Raw genomic sequence first — 18,941 nt, forward strand, 5'->3', positions numbered from 1 at the left:
TCGCCATCCGCTCCGGCGACACCCCCGCCGCCGACCGCCGCCGCTTCGCCACCCACCCGCCGGACATCCTGATCACCACCCCCGAGTCGCTCTTCCTTCTGCTCACCTCCGCCTCGCGGGAGGCCCTGCGCGGCGTGGACACGGTGATCCTGGACGAGGTGCACGCCGTCGCCGGCACCAAGCGCGGCGCCCACCTCGCACTCAGCCTGGAGCGGCTGGACGAACTGCTGGACCGCCCGGCCCGCCGGATCGGCCTGTCCGCGACCGTCCGCCCGGTCGAGGAGGTGGCCCGCTTCCTCAGCCCCCAGCGCGGTGCCACCGTCGTCCAGCCCGCCGTCGCCAAGGAGTTCGACCTCTCGGTGGTCGTCCCCGTCCCCGACCTGGACGACCTGCCCGCCGCCCCCGCCACCGGCGGCGCCCCCGGCAGCGACCCGCAGCGCCAAGCGTCGATCTGGCCGCACGTCGAGGAGCGGATCGTCGACCTGGTCGAGGCGCACCGCTCGACCATCGTCTTCGCCAACTCCCGCCGCCTCGCCGAGCGCCTGTGCAACCGGCTGAACGAGATCGCCTTCGAGCGGGCCAACGGCACCACCATCCCCGAGGCCCACGCCCCGGCCGAGCTGATGGGAGGCTCGGGCGCGGCCAAGGGCGCGCCCCCGGTGATCGCCCGGGCCCACCACGGCTCCGTCTCCAAGGAGCAGCGGTCCCTCGTCGAGGAGGAGCTGAAGGCCGGCCGGCTGCCCGCCGTGGTCGCCACCTCCAGCCTGGAGCTGGGCATCGACATGGGCGCGGTGGAGCTCGTCGTCCAGGTCGAGTCCCCGCCCTCGGTCGCCTCCGGCCTGCAACGGGTCGGCCGGGCCGGGCACCAGGTCGGCGCCGTCTCCACCGGTGTCTTCTTCCCCAAGTACCGGGGCGACCTCGTGCAGTCCGCCGTGGTCACCGAGCGGATGCGGGCCGGCCGGATCGAGGCGCTGCGCATCCCGCGCAACCCGCTGGACGTGCTCGCCCAGCAGCTGGTCGCGATGACCGCCCTGGACGCCTGGCCGGTGGACGACCTGCTCGCCGTGGTCCGCCGCGCCGCGCCCTTCGCCACCCTCCCGCAGTCCGCCTTCGACGCCGTGCTCGACATGCTGGCCGGCCGCTACCCCTCGGACGCCTTCGCCGAGTTGCGCCCCCGGGTGGTCTGGGACCGGGTGGCCGGTACGGTCACCGGCCGCCCCGGCGCCCAACGCCTGGCCGTCACCTCCGGCGGCACCATCCCCGACCGCGGCCTGTTCGGCGTCTTCATCGCCGGAACCGACCCCAAGAAGGGCGGCGGCAGGGTCGGAGAGCTCGACGAGGAGATGGTCTACGAGTCCCGCGTCGGCGACGTGTTCACCCTCGGCACCACCTCCTGGCGGATCGAGGAGATCACCCACGACAAGGTGCTGGTCACCCCCGCGCCCGGTGTCCCCGGCCGGCTCCCGTTCTGGAAGGGCGACACCCTCGGCCGCCCGCTCGAACTCGGCCGCGCCCTGGGCGCGTTCACCCGCGAGCTGGGCGGCATGCTCCCCGACGCCGCCACCGAGCGCCTCAAGCGAGCCGGGCTGGACGACTGGGCCGCCGCCAACCTGCTCGACTACCTCGCCGAGCAGCGCGCCGCCTGCGGCCACCTCCCGGACGACCGCACCATCGTGGTCGAGCGCTTCCGGGACGAACTGGGCGACTGGCGGATCGTCATCCACTCCCCCTTCGGCGCCCAGGTGCACGCCCCCTGGGCACTCGCCCTCGGCGCCAGGCTGCGCGAGAAGCACGGCCTGGACCCTCAGGTCATGCACGCCGACGACGGCATCGTGCTGCGCCTGCCCGACGCGGACCTCCTCGCCCCCGACTTCGACTTCGGCAGCCCTTCCGGGCCCGCCGGTCCGACTCCGGACGAGGCCCCGGTCGGCGCCGACGCCACCCTGTTCGACCCGGGCGAGATCGAGCAGCTGGTCACCGACCAGGTCGGCGGCTCCGCCCTGTTCGCCTCCCGCTTCCGCGAGTGCGCCGGCCGCGCCCTGCTGCTCCCCCGCCGCAACCCCGGCCGCCGCACCCCGCTCTGGCAGCAGCGCCAGCGCGCCGCCCAACTCCTCGAAGTCGCCTCCGAGTACGGCTCGTTCCCGATCGTCCTGGAGGCCGTCCGCGAGTGCCTTCAGGACGTCTTCGACGTCCCCGGCCTGGTCGAGCTGATGGGCGACCTCGAATCCCGCGCCGTCCGCCTGGTCGAGGTCACCACCCCCGAGCCCTCGCCCTTCGCCCGCTCACTGCTCTTCGGCTACGTCGCCCAGTTCCTCTACGAGGGCGACTCCCCGCTCGCCGAACGCCGCGCCGCCGCGCTCTCGCTCGACTCCCGGCTGCTGTCCGAACTCCTCGGCCAGGCCGAGCTGAGCGAACTGCTCGACCCCCAGGTGCTCACCGACCTGGAGGCCGAACTCCAGCGCCTCACCCCCGAGCGCCGGATCAAGGACGCCGAGGGCGTCGCCGACGCCCTGCGCCTGCTCGGCCCGCTCACCGAGGCCGAGTTGACCGCCCGCGGCGCCGAACCGCTCTGGGCCCTGGAGCTGGAGGCCGCCCGCCGGGTGATCCAGGTCCGGATCGCCGGCGAGCAGCGCTGGGCCGCGATCGAGGACGCCGGACGGCTGCGCGACGCACTCGGCACCCCGCTGCCGGTCGGCGTCCCCGAGGCCTTCACCGAGCCGGTCAAGGACCCTCTGGGCGACCTGCTCTCCCGGCACGCCCGCACCCACGGCCCGTTCACCGCCGCCGAGGCCGGCGCCCGCTACGGTCTGGGCACCGCCGTGGTCACCGGCACCCTGCACCGCCTCACCGCCGCCGGCCGCCTGGTCCAGGGTCAGTTCCTCCCACCCGTCGCCCGCCACCACCCTTCTTCGGAAGCGCTTCGCGCTGCCCCTCCCGGCCACACCGACCCCGAGTGGCACACCGCTCCCGAGTGGTGCGACGCCGAGGTGCTGCGCCGGCTGCGCCGCCGCTCGCTGGCCGCGCTGCGCCAGGAGGTCGAGCCCGTCCCCCCGCGCGCCCTGGCCGCCTTCCTGCCGCAGTGGCAGCACCTGGCCGGCCACCAACTGCGCGGCCCGGACGGCCTGCTGCGGGTGGTCGAGCAGCTCCAGGGCACCGCCCTGCCCGCCTCGGCCCTGGAGAAGCTGATCCTCCCGGCCCGGCTGGCCGACTACTCCCCCGGCCTGCTGGACGAGTTGACGGCCGCCGGCGAGATCGGCTGGTGCGGCGCGGGCGCTCTGCCCGGCAAGGACGGCTGGCTCAGCCTGCACCTCGCCGAGAACGCCCACCTGCTGCGCCCCGAACCCGTCCCGCCCGCGCTCACCCCGGTGCACACCGCCCTGATGCAGGCACTGGCCGGCGGCTACGGCCTGTTCTTCCGCCAACTCGTCCAGCAGCTACCGGAGGAGACGCCGGAGCCGGAGGTCGTCGAGGCGCTCTGGGACCTGGTCTGGGCCGGGTACGTCACCAACGACACCCTCGCCCCGCTGCGCGCCCTGCTCGGCTCCGGCCGCACCGCCGGCGCCACCGCCCACCGCGCGCCCAGGACGACCCCGCGCGGCCGCTACGGCGGTGCCGGCCGCCCCTTCGGCCGGCTCGGCGGCGCGCTGCGCGGCGGCCCGCCGACGGTGGCCGGGCGCTGGTCGCTGCTGCCCGCCTTCGCCGCCGATCCGACGGTACGGGCCACCGCCCAGGCGCAGAACCTGCTGGACCGGCACGGCCTGCTCACCCGGGGCACGGTGGCGGCCGAACGGGTCCCCGGCGGCTTCGCCGGCGTCTACCGGGTGCTCGCCGCGATGGAGGAGCGCGGCCGGGCCCGCCGGGGCTACTTCGTCGACGGCCTGGGCGGCGCCCAGTTCGCCATGGAGGGCGCGGCCGACCGGCTGCGCTCGGTCAACGGCCGGCTGGAGCGGGCCCGCGGCACCGAATGGCCAGCCGCCCCGGCCGCCGAGCCGCCGCAACCGCTGGTGCTGGCCGCCGCCGACCCGGCGAACGCCTACGGCGCCGCCCTGCCCTGGCCCGAGCCGCCCACCGCCCCGGGCGCCAAGGAGTCCAGGGCCCACCGCCCGGGCCGCAAGGCGGGCGCTCTGGTGGTCCTGGTGGACGGCGAGCTGGCGCTGTACGTGGAGCGGGGCGGAAAGTCCCTGCTGGCCTGGCCGGAGGACGCGGCCACCCGGGCCCTGGCCGCCGGGGCGCTCGCCGGGGCCGTCCGCGCGGGGGCGCTCGGCAGCGTGACGGTGGAGCGGGCCAACGGCGAGCCCGCCCTGGGCTCGGAGCTCGGCCGTGCCCTGGAGGAGGCCGGCTTCCACGCCACCCCGCGCGGCCTGCGCCTGCGGCCGTGAGCCGGTGAGGGCCGCAGAAACTCCGGCGTCCGCGAGAACGCCGGAGGCCGCGAGGTCAACGACCCCGCGGCCTCCGGCCACATCGATTCACCCGATCGGTGGCGGCTGCGCCTCCACCCGGCCCACCGTCTCCGCGCGTCGGCGCCGCACCGGCCCGGTCGCGTTCCGGTCGGCGTGGACCGGGATGAGACCGAGCCCCCAGCCACCGGCCGCCAGCAGTCCGAGCACCGTGCCGTCGGCCAGCTGACCGCGGACCGCGGGAAGGCACCAGCAGAGCCCGGCCGCGAGCACCACCAAGGCCCATCGGGCCCGCCACGGCAGCAACCGCCGCGCCAGCAGCCGTATTCGGGCCACCGTGCGCACCGTCGCGACTCTCCGCACGACCGCCCTCCTTCGCTCGCTCCGGGCATCGGGTGCCCGGGAGTCGAGGCCGGGATCAGGCGGCGACCACGTCCATCGCGGCGGCCTTGGGCGACATGTTCGCCCGGTCGGCGCCGGGGGCGGGCAGCGGAACCGGTTCGAGTACCGGCCTCAGCAGATCACCTTCGGAGAGGGTGGCCATCGCCGCAAGTTCGGCGAGCGACAGTTCGTCGCTGACCTCGCGCATGACCTCGGACATCCGGACGTCGAGCGCGTCGCAGATGGCGGAGAGCAGCTCCGAGGATGCCTCCTTCTGTCCCCGCTCGACCTCGGAGAGGTACCCGAGCGAAACCCTGGCGGCCGCCGACACCTCGCGGAGTGTGCGGCCCTGGCGCTGGCGCTGCCGACGCAGTACATCGCCCAGTAGGCGACGGAGCAGGATCATCGGTGCCTCCCTCCTCGGACTGCGGATCGAGATGTCACGCCCCCACCGTACCGCCTTGCCCGCTTCGCGTGCGGGGACCCTGGTCGTGTTCACTCTGGGCTGCAAGGCCGTCCCCTCCCTGTTCGGGTGTCGCACCCGGGTCTGCGGGCCCCTCGTGGTACCCGTCGCGGCCCTCTCGGCCACCCTGAGGCAACTCGTTCGCCACCTGGTTTCTGCCCAACCAGGCCGTTGGATGTAACACGATCCTCCAGCTGTGCCATACCCGGGTGCCGGTCCGGCGGATCCCGGTGTTCGATCGGGATCCGTCGAGCCTAGCCCTTGAGCCGGTCGACGAGCAGTTCCAGTGCGGCGGTCACCGCCCCGTGACGGATTGTGGCACGCCCTCCCGACAGCCGGGGCGAACTGACCAGAGTTCCCCCCGGGCCGGCCACCGCCAGGTGTACGGTGCCCACCGGCTGCCCGTCCTGCGGCTCCGGACCGGCCACCCCGGTCGTCGCGAGCCCGTACGTGGCGCCCAGCAGCCCGCGCACGCCCTCGGCCATCTGCCGGGCGACCACCGGGTGGACCGGACCGTACACGGCCAGCAGCCCCTCGTCCACGCCGAGCACCGAGGCCTTGAGCTCGGTCGCGTACGCGGTGACCGAGCCGCGGAAGGTCGCGGACGCCCCGGGGACGTCCACCAGGGCGGCGGCCAGCAGCCCGCCGGTGAGCGACTCGGCGACGGCCAGCGTGCCGCCCGCGTCCCGCAGGGCGGCGTGGGCCCGCTCGGCCAGCCGGTAGTCGCGCTCCGCCACCCGGTCTCCCCCGTCGCTCACCGGTCCGCGTGCTCCGCGGCCATGCCCTCGCGGCGCAGGCGCAGCGCCTGTCCGACGTAGTCCAGCGCGGTGCCGACGGTCAGCAGCACCGCCAGCCCCATCAGGACCGCCCGCCCGGTGGCCAGCCAGCCGGTCAGGTCCAGCACGTACATGCCGACCGCGATGCCCTGGGTCAGCGTCTTGAGCTTGCCGCCGCGGCTGGCCGGGATGACCCCGTAGCGGATCACCCAGAAGCGCATCAGGGTGATGCCGAGCTCGCGGGCCAGGATCACCACGGTGACCCACCAGGGCAGGTCGCCGAGCACCGAGAGGCCGATCAGCGCCGAGCCCATGATGGCCTTGTCGGCGATCGGGTCGGCGATCTTCCCGAAGTCGGTGACCAGGCCCTTGCGGCGGGCGAGTTCACCGTCGAACAGGTCGGTGATCATCGCGATCGCGAACGAGGCCCAGGCGACCGAGCGCCACTTGGGGTTGTGGCCGCCGTCGGCGAACAGCAGCGCCACGAAGACCGGCACCAGCAGCAGCCGGACCATCGTGAGCACGTTCGCGATGTTCCAGAGCGCCGGAGCCGACGGCACGGCGGCCGCCGGTCTGCCGCCGGGGTGGGCCGCGATCGGGGCGCCGGGCCCCTTGGTCATTCCCCGGCTCCCGGGGCCTGACGGACCCGCACCCGCTCCAGCGCCTCGGCGACCAGGTCGACGCCCTCGCTGGCCACCACCTTGGCCCGCCAGAACTGCCCGACCTCGGGGTGCTCGACCCCGGTCAGGGTGGTCAGGCCGTCGGTCTCCGGGGCCTGGTGGGCGGAGCGGCCCTCGACCACGCCGTCCTCGATCGACTCGATCAGCACCTCGACCTCGCTGCCGATCCGCTGCTCGGCCCGCTGGGCGGTCATCTCCTCGGCCAGGCGGCTCAGCCGGCTCAGCCGGTCGGCGACGACGTCCTCGGGCAGCTTGTCCTCGTAGGTCGCGGCCTCGGTGCCGTCCTCGTCGGAGTAGCCGAAGACCCCGATCGCGTCCAGACCGGCGTGCGTGACGAAGCGCTCCAGTTCGGCGAAGTCCTCCTCGGTCTCGCCGGGGAAGCCGACGATGAAGTTGGACCGGGCGCCGGCCTGCGGGGCCTTGCCGCGGATGGTCCCCAGCAGCTCCAGGAACTGGTCGGTGGAGCCGAAGCGGCGCATCCGGCGCAGCACGGCGGGCGCCGAGTGCTGGAAGGACAGGTCGAAGTAGGGCACCACGTCGGTGGTCCCGGTCATCGCGTCGATCAGGCCCGGGCGCATCTCGGCCGGCTGCAGGTAGGAGACCCGCACCCGCTCGACGCCCTCGATCGCGGAGATCTCGCCGAGCAGCGTCTCCAGCAGCCGGATGTCGCCGAGGTCCTTGCCGTACGAGGTGTTGTTCTCGCTGACCAGGACGATCTCGCGGACGCCCTGCCCGGCCAGCCACTGGGCCTCCTGCAGCACGTCGGAGGGGCGGCGGGAGATGAAGGAGCCGCGGAAGGCCGGGATGGCGCAGAAGGAGCAGCGGCGGTCGCAGCCGGAGGCGAGCTTGACCGAGGCGACCGGGCTGTCGTCCAGCCGCTTGCGCAGGGTGCGCGGGCCGGAGGCCGGGGCGAGGCCCTCGGGCAGGTCGGCGATCGGCTCGGCGGCGGCCTCGGCGCCGTGGCCGGGCAGCGCGACGGCCTCGGCGGCGGACTGCCGCTCGGCCGGGCTGATCGGCAGCAGCTTGCGGCGGTCGCGCGGGATGTGCGGGGCGTGGTGGCCGCCGGAGAGGATGGTCTGGAGGCGGTCGGAGATGTCCGCGTAGTCGTCGAAGCCGAGGACTCCGTCCGCCTCGGGCAGCGCGTCGGCGAGCTCCTTGCCGTACCGCTCGGCCATGCAGCCGACCGCGACGACGGCCTGGGTGCGGCCGTGCCCCTTGAGGTCGTTGGCCTCCAGCAGGGCGTCCACGGAGTCCTTCTTGGCGGCCTCGACGAAGCCGCAGGTGTTGACGACGGCGACGTCCGCCTCGGCGGCGTCGTCGACGAGCAACCAGCCGTCGGCTTCCAGTCGCCCGGCGAGTTCCTCGGAGTCCACCTCGTTGCGGGCGCATCCGAGCGTGACAAGGGCGACAGTACGGCGTTCAGGCATAGGCCCAAGATTAACGCGCGGCTTCCGGTGCCGTTCGCCCCGGAGGCCGCGCGCCTCGGATTAGCCGATCTTCGCCGGTGCCCGCGGGCCCGTCCGGTCAGCCCGCCTGCGGGTCTCCGGGGGTGTACGTGACGTGCACCACCTGGCCGTCCTTGCCCAGGAGGCCGAGGTCCTTGCCGTTGACGTACGCGTGCACGGCCCCGCCGTTGCCGAGCACCAACTTGATCTGCTTGGGGTCGGTGAAGGTCTGGTCCTGGCCGTCGCTGATGTTGTTCTGGAACAGCGACTTGCCGTTGCCGTCCATCGCGGAGACCCAGCTGGTGCCCTGGGCGACCAGCTTCACGGTGACCTTGTCGGCCGGGACGGCGGCGATCGCCGCCGCGCTCGGCGCGGGGGCCGGCGGCTGGACGGTCGGCGTGACCGGGGCGACGGAGCCGGTGCCGGAGCCGCTGGGCAGCGGCGCGCTGGCGGAGCCGCTGGTGCCGTGGCCGCTCTTGCCGCTCATCAGGTTGAAGCCGATCAGCGCGACCACCGCGACGATCGCGGCGACCATGGCCGCCGCCCAGTTCGGCCGACCGCGCCCGGGCACCCTGATCGGGCCGCTGTCGATCAGCTGGCCGGCCGGCTGCTTGGAGGCGGGCGGGCCGCCGTGTTCGGCGTCGTACCGGGCGATCAGCGCCTCGCCGTCCACGCCGACCACGCGGGCGATCAGGCGGATGTTCCCACGGGCGTAGAAGTCGCCGCCGGAGCGGTCGAAGTCGTCCTCCTCGATGGCATGGACGATCGGCACCCGCACGCGGGTGGCGGTACTCACCTGGTCCACCGTGAGTCCCGCCTCGATCCGGGCGGCGGACAGCACCCGGCCGATGCTCGGGGCATCGGCCGCCTGCACCGTGTCGTCGGTCGGCTCGACGGACGACGGGGCGTTCTCGCGGTCGGAGGACTTGCCGATGGTCACGGGGCACGCCTTTCGAGCGGATGGCCACCTGCTGGAGAACAGTCTAGGGGCGGGGACGGATCGTTTCTCAAGCGGAACGGGCCGAATGCGCGCGCCCGCTCCGACCGGGGACCGACACCCCGCTGACCGGTCGTCAGCGGGGAGGCGCGGGGGAACCCGGAGTGCGCTTTCCGGCCTGTGACGCGGTGCACGGATGTTCGGTTCCCCGCAAGGCGCCTACCCTCCACCGAACGAGTGAACGCCCCGGGAGGACACGCTCCGTCAGCCCTACGGGGCCGAATCTCAGCCGCGCAGCGTCACCAGCACACCGTCCAGCTCGTCCGGCTTCACCAGGACGTCGCGGGCCTTGGAGCCCTCGCTCGGGCCGACGATCCCGCGCGACTCCATCAGGTCCATCAGCCGGCCCGCCTTGGCGAAGCCGACCCGGAGCTTGCGCTGGAGCATCGAGGTCGAGCCGAACTGGGTGGAGACCACCAGTTCGGCCGCCTGGATCAGCAGGTCCAGGTCGTCGCCGATCTCCTCGTCGATCTCCTTCTTCGGCCCGGCCCCGGCCATCACGTCGTCCCGGTAGACGGCGCTCAGCTGGTCCTTGCAGTGCTGCACCACCTTGGCGATCTCCGCCTCGGTGACGAACGCGCCCTGCATGCGGATCGGCTTGCTCGCGCCCATCGGCAGGAAGAGCGCGTCGCCCTTGCCGATCAGCTTCTCCGCGCCGGGCTGGTCCAGGATGACCCGGGAGTCGGCCATCGCGGAGGTCGCGAAGGCCAGCCGGGACGGCACGTTGGCCTTGATCAGACCGGTGACCACGTCCACCGAGGGCCGCTGGGTGGCGAGCACCAGGTGGATGCCGGCCGCGCGGGCCAGCTGGGTGATCCGGACGACCGAGTCCTCGACGTCGCGCGGCGCGACCATCATCAGGTCGGCCAGCTCGTCGACGATCACCAGCAGGTACGGGTACGGCCTCAGCTCCCGCTCGCTGCCCAGCGGCGGGGTGACCTTGCCGGCCTTCACCGCCGCGTTGAAGTCGTCCACGTGCCGGAAGCCGTACGCCGCGAGGTCGTCGTAGCGCATGTCCATCTCGCGCACCACCCACTGGAGGGCCTCGGCGGCCTTCTTGGGGTTGGTGATGATCGGCGTGATCAGGTGCGGGATGCCCTCGTACGCGGTCAGCTCGACCCGCTTGGGGTCGACCAGCACCATCCGCACCTCGTCCGGGGTGGCCCGGGCGAGGATCGAGGTGATCAGGCAGTTGATGCAGGACGACTTGCCCGCGCCGGTCGCACCGGCCACCAGGATGTGCGGCATCTTGGCGAGGTTGGCCATCACGGTGTGGCCCTCGACGTCCTTGCCCATGCCGACGACCATCGGGTGGGTGTCCTCGGCGGCCGTGCGCGAGCGCAGCAGGTCGCCGAGGTTGACCATCTCGCGGTCCCGGTTGGGGATCTCGATGCCGACCGCGGACTTGCCCGGGATCGGGCTGATGATCCGCACGTCCGGGCTGGCCACCGCGTACGCGATGTTCTTGGCGAGGGCGGTGATCCGCTCCACCTTGACGGCCGGGCCGAGCTCGACCTCGTAGCGGGTGACCGTCGGGCCGCGGGTGAAGCCGGTGACCTTGGCGTCCACCTTGAACTCGGCGAAGGTGCTGGTGAGCTGGGCCACCACCTCGTCGTTGAGGGCGCTGCGGGCCTTGGCCGGGCCGCCGCGCTCCAGCAGGTCGAGCGAGGGCAGCGAGTAGGTGATGCCCTCGCCGAGCTGGAGCTGCTCCATCCGCACCGGCGCCGGGCCGTGCTCGGCGGGCGCCGCCGGGCCGCCGTTGCGGGCGGCCGGGACGGCGGGCTCCTCCGGCGGGGCGGTGAGGTCCTTGACCTGGTGCATCATGTCCGCCACCGCGGAGGAGGCGGGCACGCCGTAGACCAGCGCGCCGTCCAGGTCGGCGGCCGCGCCGGCGGCGAGGTCGCGGGTGGCGTACGGGTCCAGCTGGTCCTTGTCGAGCGAGACCCGCACGGCCTCCGGCTGCTCCTCGTCGTCGACGGCCTGCTTGCGCCGACGGCGGCGCCGGCGGGCGGCCACCTCGTCGCCGGGGTCGTCGGCCTCGTTGTCCACGGTGAAGGGCAGCGCGTCCGGGTCGGCGTCCTCCGGCGGGTCGGTGGACAGCTCGCGCTCCGGCGTGCGCCCCCCGTACAGCTCGTCCTCGGGCCCGGGCTCGACCACGCCGAGCCGTATGCCGACCCCCCGCACCCGCTCGGGGATGCGGTTGACCGGGGTGGCGGTGACCACCAGCAGGCCGAAGAAGGCCAGCAGCAGGAGCAGCGGAACGGCCAGCGCCGGTCCGGCGGCGGCCATCATCGGGGTGGACGCGGCCCAGCCGATGATCCCGCCGGCCGCCCTTATCCGGGAGGCGCCGCTGCCCATCATGGGCGCGCCGCAGCCGATGTGGACCAGGCCGAGGACGCCGACCAGCAGCGCGCTCAGCCCGATCACGATCCGGCCGTTGGCCTCCGGCAGCTCCGGGTGGCGCCACAGCCGGATCGCCATCCCGGCCAGCAGGAACGGCACCAGCACGTCCAGCCGCCCGAACAGCCCGGACACCACGGCGGTGGCCGTGGTGCCCAGCCAGCCCTGCGGGCTGAACCAGGTGCCGGCGGCGACCACCAGCGCGAGCGCGAACAGCAGCAGGCCCAGCCCGTCCTTGCGGTGGTCCGGGTGGAGGTTCTTGGCGCCGTCGCCGAAGCCGCGGAAGATCGCGGCGATCGGGCTCGCGAGGGCGTTCAGCGCGCCCATCAGCACCGACCTGGACCGCGGCGGCGGTGGCGGCGCGGCGGACTTGGCCGCCGTCTTCTTCGCGGGAGCCCTGCGGGCCGCCGCCTTCTTCGCGGGCGGCTTGCCCGGGGCCTTCGCCGCGGCCTTCTTGGACGGTCCCGGACTCGACTTACGTGCTGCGTTTCCGGGCGTACGAGTGGCCATGGGTCAGCAGCCTACCGGTGCGGACCACCTGTGCACATGTGCTCGAGCCCGGGCGCCCGGACGTGTCGCAGACACACCGTCACGCTGACCCGGCTTCACCCGGCCGCGCCACGAAACCACCCGGACGGGTGAACGTCCGGGGACGGCCGAGCACGGCCGTCAGGCGCTGCCCGGGCGCATCGCGTCCAGGGCCCGGCGCAGACCGGCCAGCTTGCGCTCCAGGTGGGCCGCGGTGGCGGCCACCCCGGCGTCCTCGACCCCGTCCAGCTGCTTGCCCAGCGCCTCCGCCTGCTCCTCGACCGACGCCAGCCGGGCGGACAGCTCGCCCAGCAGCGCCCCGCCGAGGGCCGGCTCGCCACCGCCCTCCTCCAGTTGCAGCCGCAGCAGCGCGGCCTGCTCCTTCAGCTGGCAGTTCTTCACGTACAGGTCGACGAAGACGGAGACCTTGGCGCGCAGCACCCACGGGTCGAAGGGCTTGGAGATGTAGTCCACCGCGCCGGCCGCGTAGCCGCGGAAGGTGTGGTGCGGGCCGTGGTTGATCGCCGTCAGGAAGATGATCGGGATGTCCCGGGTGCGCTCGCGGCGCTTGATGTGGGCGGCGGTCTCGAAGCCGTCCATCCCGGGCATCTGGACGTCCAGCAGGATCACCGCGAAGTCGTCGGTCAGCAGCGCCTTGAGCGCCTCCTCGCCGGAGGCGGCGCGCACCAGCGTCTGGTCCAGGGCGGAGAGGATCGCCTCCAGTGCCAGGAGGTTCTCCGGCCGGTCGTCGACCAGGAGGATCTTGGCCTTCTGCATCGGGGCTCGCCCTCCTGTCGCCTGCCTGCCGCCCGGTGAAGGCACCCGCGTACTGCCCACCGCTACCCCGGTCATGCTAGCCGCACCCCCTCGCCCGGCACATCGCTCCGTCGTGACCCGATCCGGAGCGGCGCGCAGTCCGTGCTCCGGCGCACGCTCAGCAGCGTGTCGCCGTCCGGTCACTGTTCGCAACGATCGGTGACCCTACCGGGTTCCCGGGCCCGACCGCCAGCAAACCGACCGACCGGCAGGCGCGAACCCCGGGACGAACCGCCGAGTTCACGCCCACCGGTACATTCACGCGCGGCCGTCGTTCAACCATTCGTGCATCACCGACAGCAGGTGGTCGGTCTCCACCGGCTTGGTGATGTGGTCGGTGGCGCCCGCCTCCAGCGACTTCTCCCGGTCGCCCTTCATCGCCTTGGCGGTCAGCGCGATGATCGGCAGGCCGGCGAACTGGGGCATCCGGCGGATCGCCTCGGTGGTCGCGTAGCCGTCCATCTCCGGCATCATGATGTCCATCAGGACCAGCGCCACGTTCTCGTGCTGCTCCAGCATCTCGATGCCCTCGCGGCCGTTCTCCGCGTACAGGACGGTCAGGCCGTGCTGCTCCAGCACGCTGGTCAGGGCGAACACGTTGCGCACGTCGTCGTCCACGATCAGCACCTGCTGGCCGTCGAAGCGCCGGCCGCCGCCCGGCCGGGGCTGCTGCTGGGGCTCCACCGCCCGGGACGCGGCGGCGCTCTCCAGAGCGGCGTTGCGGCGGCGCTCCATCGCCCCGCGACGGCGCTCCTCGGCCAGCTCCCGGACCTCCTGGGCCCAGTGGTCGGCCGGGTTCTCGCCGACCGGCACCGGCAGGCCCACCGGGGTCACCCCGACCGAAGCGCGCGGCGCGGCCCCGTTCGGGATGCCCGGGCGCTCGGCCGACCGGTCGGCCGCATCCGGGGCCTCGGTGCGCAGCGGCAGGTACAGCGTGAAGGTCGAGCCCCTGCCCAGCTCGCTCTCGGCGTGGATCTCGCCGCCGAGCAGCCGGGCGATCTCGCGGCTGATGGACAGCCCGAGACCGGTGCCGCCGTACTTGCGGCTGGTGGTGCCGTCGGCCTGCTTGAAGGCCTCGAAGATCTCCCGCAGCTTGTTGCCGGGGATGCCGATGCCGGTGTCGGAGACGGTGAAGGCGATCAGCTCGTCGTCCGGGCCCTGGATCGAGCCGGACTCCAGCAGCCGCTCGCGCACGTGCTGCGGAACCTCCTGCCCGGCCGGGCGGATCGAGAAGTCGACGCCGCCGGCGTCGGTGAACTTGACCGCGTTGGAGATCAGGTTGCGCAGCACCTGCTGGAGCCGCTGCTCGTCGGTGTGCAGGGTGACCGGCAGGGCGGGCGAGACCCGCACCGCGAAGGCCAGGTTCTTGTCCAGGGCGACCGGCTGGAAGGTCGCCTCGACGTAGTCGACCAGCTGGACCAGGGCGATCCGGGCCGGGCGGACGTCCATCTTGCCGGCCTCGACCTTGGACAGGTCCAGGATGTCGTTGATCAGCTGGAGCAGGTCGGAGCCGGCCCCGTGGATGGTGTCGGCGAACTCGACCTGCTTGGGCGAGAGGTTGCCCTCGTTGTTGTCGGAGAGCAGCTTGGCCAGGATCAGCAGCGAGTTGAGCGGGGTGCGCAGCTCGTGCGACATGTTGGCGAGGAACTCGCTCTTGTAGCGCGAGGCCAGGGCGAGCTGTTCGGCGCGCTCCTCCAGGACCTGCCGGGCCTCCTCGATCTCGCTGTTCTTGATCTCGATGTCGCGGTTCTGCTGGGCGAGTTGCTCAGCCTTCTCCTGCAACTCCTCGTTGGTGCGCTCCAGTTCTTCCTGGCGTGCCTCCAACTCGGCCGACCGCATCGAGAGTTCGGCGGTGAGCCGCTGGGACTCCAGCAGCAGGCCCTCGGTCTTGGTGTTGACGCTGATGGTGTTGACGGTGACGCCGATCAGGTCGGCGATCTGGTTGAGGAAGTCCAGCGCGACGGTGGTGAAGGAGCTGAAGGTGGCCAGCTCGATCACGCCCAGCAGCCGGCCCTCGAACTGCACCGGCAGCACCACGATGTGGGCCGGCGAGGCCTCGCCCAGCCCGGAGGCGATCTTGAGGTACCCGGGCGGGGCCTCCTTGACGATGATCGCCCGCTTCTCCACCGCCGCCTGGCCGATCAGCGACTCACCGGGCCGGAAGGTGGTCGGCATCGCCCGCCGCTGGTAGCCGTAGCTGCCGATCAGGCGCAGCACTGTGTCGTTCTCGTCGTCGTCCTCGGTGATCAGTTCGGCGGTGCGGCCGGCCGGCTGGGCCAGGAAGAAGGCGCCGTGCTGGGCGGAGACGACCGGGGTCAGCTCGGTCATGATCAGCGAGGCGACCGCCTCCAGGTCCCGGCGGCCCTGGAGCAGGCCGGAGATCCGGGCCAGGTTGGTCTTGAGCCAGTCCTGCTCCTGGTTGGTGCGGGTGGTCTCGCGCAGGTTGGCGATCATCTGGTTGATGTTGTCCTTGAGCTCGTCGAGCTCCCCTGCGGCGTCCACGTCGATCCGCAGGCTCAGGTCTCCCCTGGTCACGGCGGTGGCGACCTGGGCGATCGCGCGCACCTGCCGGGTGAGGTTGTTGGCCAGCTCGTTCACCGACTCGGTGAGGTCCTGCCAGGTTCCGTCCACTCCGGGCACCCGGGCCTGGCCGCCGAGCCGTCCGTCGGTGCCCACCTCGCGGGCGACCCGGGTGACCTCGTCGGCGAAGGCGGACAGCTGGTCGACCATGGTGTTGATGCTGGTCTTGAGCTGGAGGAACTCGCCGCGCGCGTCGACGTCGATCTTCTGCGAGAGGTCGCCCCGGGCGACCGCCGTGATCACCAACGCGATGTTGCGGACCTGACCGGTGAGGTTGTTGGCCATCAGGTTGACGTTGTCGGTCAGGTCCTTCCAGATCCCGGCCACGCCCGGCACACCGGCCTGGCCGCCCAGCGTCCCGTCGGTGCCGACCTCGCGGGCCACCCTGGTCACCTCCACCGCGAACGCGGACAGCTGGTCGACCATGGTGTTGAGCGTCCCGGCGAGCGTCGCGATCTCGCCCTGCGCCTCGATGGTGATCTTCTTGGAGAGGTCGCCGCGGGCCACCGCGGAGGCGACCTCGGCGATGTTGCGGACCTGCCCGGTCAGGTTCGACGCCATGAAGTTGACGTTGTCGGTCAGGTCCTTCCAGATGCCGGACACCCCGCGCACCCGGGCCTGGCCGCCCAGGATCCCCTCGGTGCCCACCTCGCGGGCGACCCGGGTGACCTCGTCGGCGAAGGCGGACAGCTGGTCCACCATGGTGTTGACGGTGGTCACCAGCTCCAGGATCTCGCCCCGGGCGTCGACGGTGATCTTCTTCGAGACGTCGCCGCGCGCCACCGCCGTGGTCACCTCGGCGATGTTGCGGACCTGGCTGGTCAGGTTGTTGGCCATCAGGTTGACGGAGTTGGTCAGGTCCTTCCAGGTGCCGGACACCCCGGGCACGCTCGCCTGACCGCCGAGGATGCCCTCGGTGCCGACGTCCCGGGCCACCCTGGTGACCTCGTCCGCGAAGGCCGAGAGCTGGTCCACCATCGTGTTGATGGTGTTCTTCAGCTCCAGGATCTCCCCGCGCGCGTCCACCTGGATCTTCTGCGACAGATCGCCCTTGGCGACCGCAGTCGTCACCTGGGCGATGTTGCGCACCTGATCGGTGAGGTTGTTCGCCATGAAGTTGACGTTGTCGGTCAGGTCCCGCCACACCCCGGCCGCCCAGGGCACCTGCGCCTGGCCGCCGAGCCGCCCCTCGGTGCCCACCTGACGGGCCACCCGGGTCACCTGCTCGGCGAAGCCGGAGAGCTGGTCGACCATCGTGTTGATGGTGTTCTTCAGCTCCAGCATCTCGCCGCGCGCGTCCACCTCGATCTTCTGCGAGAGGTCCCCGCGCGCCACCGCCGTGGTCACCTGGGCGATGTTGCGCACCTGGCCGGTCAGGTTGTTGGCCATCAGGTTGACGTTGTCGGTCAGGTCCTTCCAGACCCCGGCCACGGCCGGCACCTGGGCCTGACCGCCCAGCCGCCCCTCCGTACCGACGTCCCTCGCCACGGTGGTGACCTGCGCGGCGAAGCCGTTCAGCTGGTCCACCATCGTGTTGACGGTGTTCTTCAGCTCCAGCATCTCGCCGGCCACGTCCACCGTGACCTTGCGGGACAGGTCGCCCTTGGCCACCGCCGTGGTCACCTGGGCGATGTTGCGCACCTGCGCGGTCAGCCGGCCCGCCATGGTGTTGACCGAGTCCGCGAGGTCCTTCCAACTTCCGGACACGCTGCGGACCTTGGCCTGACCGCCGAGCTTGCCCTCGGTCCCGACCTCGCGGGCCACCCTGGTCACCTCGTCGGTGAACTCGCCGAGCTGGTCCACCAGTCCGTTGACCGTCCGGCCGATCTTCAGGTACTCGCCGCGCAGCGGGTGGCTCACCCCGTTGCTGTGCAGCGAGCGCAGCTCCATCTTCTGCTCCAGGTCACCCTCGGCGATCGAGGTCAGCACCCGGCCCACCTCGGCCATCGGGCGGGCCAGGTCGTCGATCAGCGCGTTGCAGTTGTCGACGGCCGCCATCCAGGCGCCCTCGCCGGCGCCGGTCTCCAGCCGCTCGTTCAGCCGCCCCTCGCGGCCCACCGCCCGCCGCACCCGCGCCAGTTCACCGGTCAGGTGCTGGTTGCGCTCGGCGACCTCGTTGAAGACCGCGGCGATCTCCGCCAGCGGCCCGTCACCGGGAACCGTCAGCCGACGACGGAAGTTGCCGTCGCGCATCGCGGTCAGCGCGGCCAGCAGCTTGCGCAGCTCGGCCGGCTCCGCACCGCGGTTGTGGCCCGCCCGCCGGCCGGGCGCGCTCCGCTGCGCGGTCCCGGACCGCGCACCGCGCGGAGCGGTCGGCGTCGTACCGGTTGCGTCCTTGATGGCCGAACTCAACGGGCCCCTCCCACATCGTGCGAACTGTCCGGTGACCACCGTGCCCGTACGGCACGCACCAGGGCACCGGCCCGGCTGGGCTGCGCACCGGCGGCCCGCGCGGCGCACCGGCACCCACACGACCGTACTGCTCCCACCGGCCGTCGCGGACCCCCCAGTCTGGCAGTACCGACGCCGGGTATACGGCCGGTTGCGCTCGGTTGGTGCCGCACCGTCCGAAACAGGTGGGCAGAATCACCCTCTGGTGCCTGTTTCGCGGCCCCACCCCCACGGGGAACCAAGCGGAAAGTAGGGTGGAGCGCTGCACCGGGCCACGACCCGACCCAGCACCGCCCTCACCGACGGCGCGCACGGGGAGCTCGGCGCCGAACCCCGGACAGTCAGGGCCAGAGCAGCAGAGGAGAAGTGGCAACGTGGTCACCGCGCGCGCAGCCGCCACCTTCGACCCCGACGGCCGGTCCGCGGCCGCCGCCCGGGGCTTCGTCCGGGACGCGCTGCTCGGCTGGGGCCTGCCCGAGGTCGTCGACGACGCCGTCGTGCTGGTCAGCGAGCTGGTCACCAACGCCGTCGTGCACGCCGGCACCGCCGCCGAGGTCTGCTGCCTGCGCGAGGAGGAGACCGTCCGGATCGAGGTCACCGACCACCACCCCGAACGCGGCCTGCCCTCCCTCGGCGACGGGCCCGCCTCCGCCTCCGACCGCTACGCCGACCCCGACGGCGAGGGCGGCCGCGGCCTGCTGATGTGCTCCGCCCTCGCCGAACGCTGGGGCGTCGAGTACGCGGCCGGCCGCAAGACCGTCTGGTTCCGCCTCGCCCTGCCCACGCACGTCCTCGGCACCCGCTACGCCGTCCCCGCCACCCCCGGCAGCGACCTGCCCAGCAGTTCCGGGCCGGTGCACGTCGCCGTCGTCCAACTCGACGAGGACGGCCGCGTCCTGGCCTGGAACCCGGACGCCGAGGCGCTCTTCCAGCACCCCGCGGCCGCCGTCCTCGGCCGCCCCTGGGCCGACCTCGCGGTCTGGCCGCAGTCCCCCGGCCGCGGCCCCGGCCTCACCGACACCCTGCGGCTGGCCCGCTGGGAGGGCGGCTACGGCGTCCGCCGCGCCGACGGCGTGGAGGTCGAGGT

The 18,941-nt window shown here is 73.0% G+C and carries 11 protein-coding genes; 2 read left to right on the plus strand and 9 right to left on the minus strand.

The genetic code is table 11. The features are described 5' to 3' along the window. Positions 1-4,379, plus strand: a 4,379-nt coding sequence (locus tag J0670_RS08535) for an ATP-dependent helicase (RefSeq protein ID WP_207810820.1), incomplete at its 5' end; no start/stop codon positions are given. Between the two features lie 87 nt (positions 4,380-4,466). On the opposite strand, the gene J0670_RS08540 is transcribed toward J0670_RS08535, so the two are convergent. The 9 genes from J0670_RS08540 to J0670_RS08580 all read right to left on the minus strand — a co-directional run bounded on the left by J0670_RS08540 (position 4,467) and on the right by J0670_RS08580 (position 17,656). Next, positions 4,467-4,760: a hypothetical protein gene (locus J0670_RS08540; RefSeq protein ID WP_207810821.1), complete on the minus strand. Its 294-nt coding sequence runs from the start codon at positions 4,758-4,760 to the stop codon at positions 4,467-4,469. 55 nt (positions 4,761-4,815) lie between these two features. Continuing rightward, positions 4,816-5,184, minus strand: coding sequence for a helix-turn-helix domain-containing protein (locus J0670_RS08545; RefSeq protein ID WP_030290911.1), 369 nt, complete (start codon positions 5,182-5,184; stop codon positions 4,816-4,818). A 311-nt stretch (positions 5,185-5,495) separates the two neighbouring features. Beyond that, a complete protein-coding gene (locus tag J0670_RS08550) occupies positions 5,496-5,957 on the minus strand; it encodes a CinA family protein (RefSeq protein WP_207810829.1) in 462 nt (153 codons plus the stop codon). A gap of 38 nt (positions 5,958-5,995) precedes the next feature. Next, positions 5,996-6,637: a CDP-diacylglycerol--glycerol-3-phosphate 3-phosphatidyltransferase gene (pgsA, locus tag J0670_RS08555; RefSeq protein WP_207810822.1), complete on the minus strand. Its 642-nt coding sequence runs from the start codon at positions 6,635-6,637 to the stop codon at positions 5,996-5,998. Further along, the gene (gene rimO, locus J0670_RS08560; RefSeq protein WP_207810823.1) at positions 6,634-8,124 is read right to left on the minus strand and encodes a 30S ribosomal protein S12 methylthiotransferase RimO; all 1,491 of its coding nucleotides are present in this window, start codon (positions 8,122-8,124) and stop codon (positions 6,634-6,636) included. The genes pgsA and rimO overlap by 4 nt, the downstream gene beginning before the upstream one ends. A gap of 97 nt (positions 8,125-8,221) precedes the next feature. Further along, the gene (locus J0670_RS08565) at positions 8,222-9,082 is read right to left on the minus strand and encodes a RodZ domain-containing protein (RefSeq protein ID WP_207810824.1); all 861 of its coding nucleotides are present in this window, start codon (positions 9,080-9,082) and stop codon (positions 8,222-8,224) included. A gap of 282 nt (positions 9,083-9,364) precedes the next feature. Further along, positions 9,365-12,049, minus strand: a complete 2,685-nt coding sequence (locus tag J0670_RS08570) for a DNA translocase FtsK (RefSeq protein ID WP_207810825.1) — start codon at positions 12,047-12,049, stop codon at positions 9,365-9,367. Between the two features lie 159 nt (positions 12,050-12,208). After that, positions 12,209-12,844 carry a response regulator gene (locus J0670_RS08575; protein WP_207810826.1) on the minus strand — a complete coding sequence of 212 codons (636 nt, stop codon included), beginning with the start codon at positions 12,842-12,844 and terminating at the stop codon, positions 12,209-12,211. A 297-nt stretch (positions 12,845-13,141) separates the two neighbouring features. Next, on the minus strand, positions 13,142-17,656 hold the full coding sequence (locus J0670_RS08580; RefSeq protein WP_243436722.1) for a HAMP domain-containing protein: 4,515 nt from the start codon (positions 17,654-17,656) through the stop codon (positions 13,142-13,144). Positions 17,657-18,228: 572 nt separating this feature from the next. Between J0670_RS08580 and J0670_RS08585 the strand changes: the two genes are divergently transcribed. Then, the coding region (locus tag J0670_RS08585; protein ID WP_207810828.1) for an ATP-binding protein at positions 18,229-18,941 on the plus strand (713 nt) is incomplete at its 3' end.

This window comes from Streptomyces sp. FH025 (assembly GCF_017427025.1).
Classification (GTDB): domain Bacteria; phylum Actinomycetota; class Actinomycetes; order Streptomycetales; family Streptomycetaceae; genus Kitasatospora.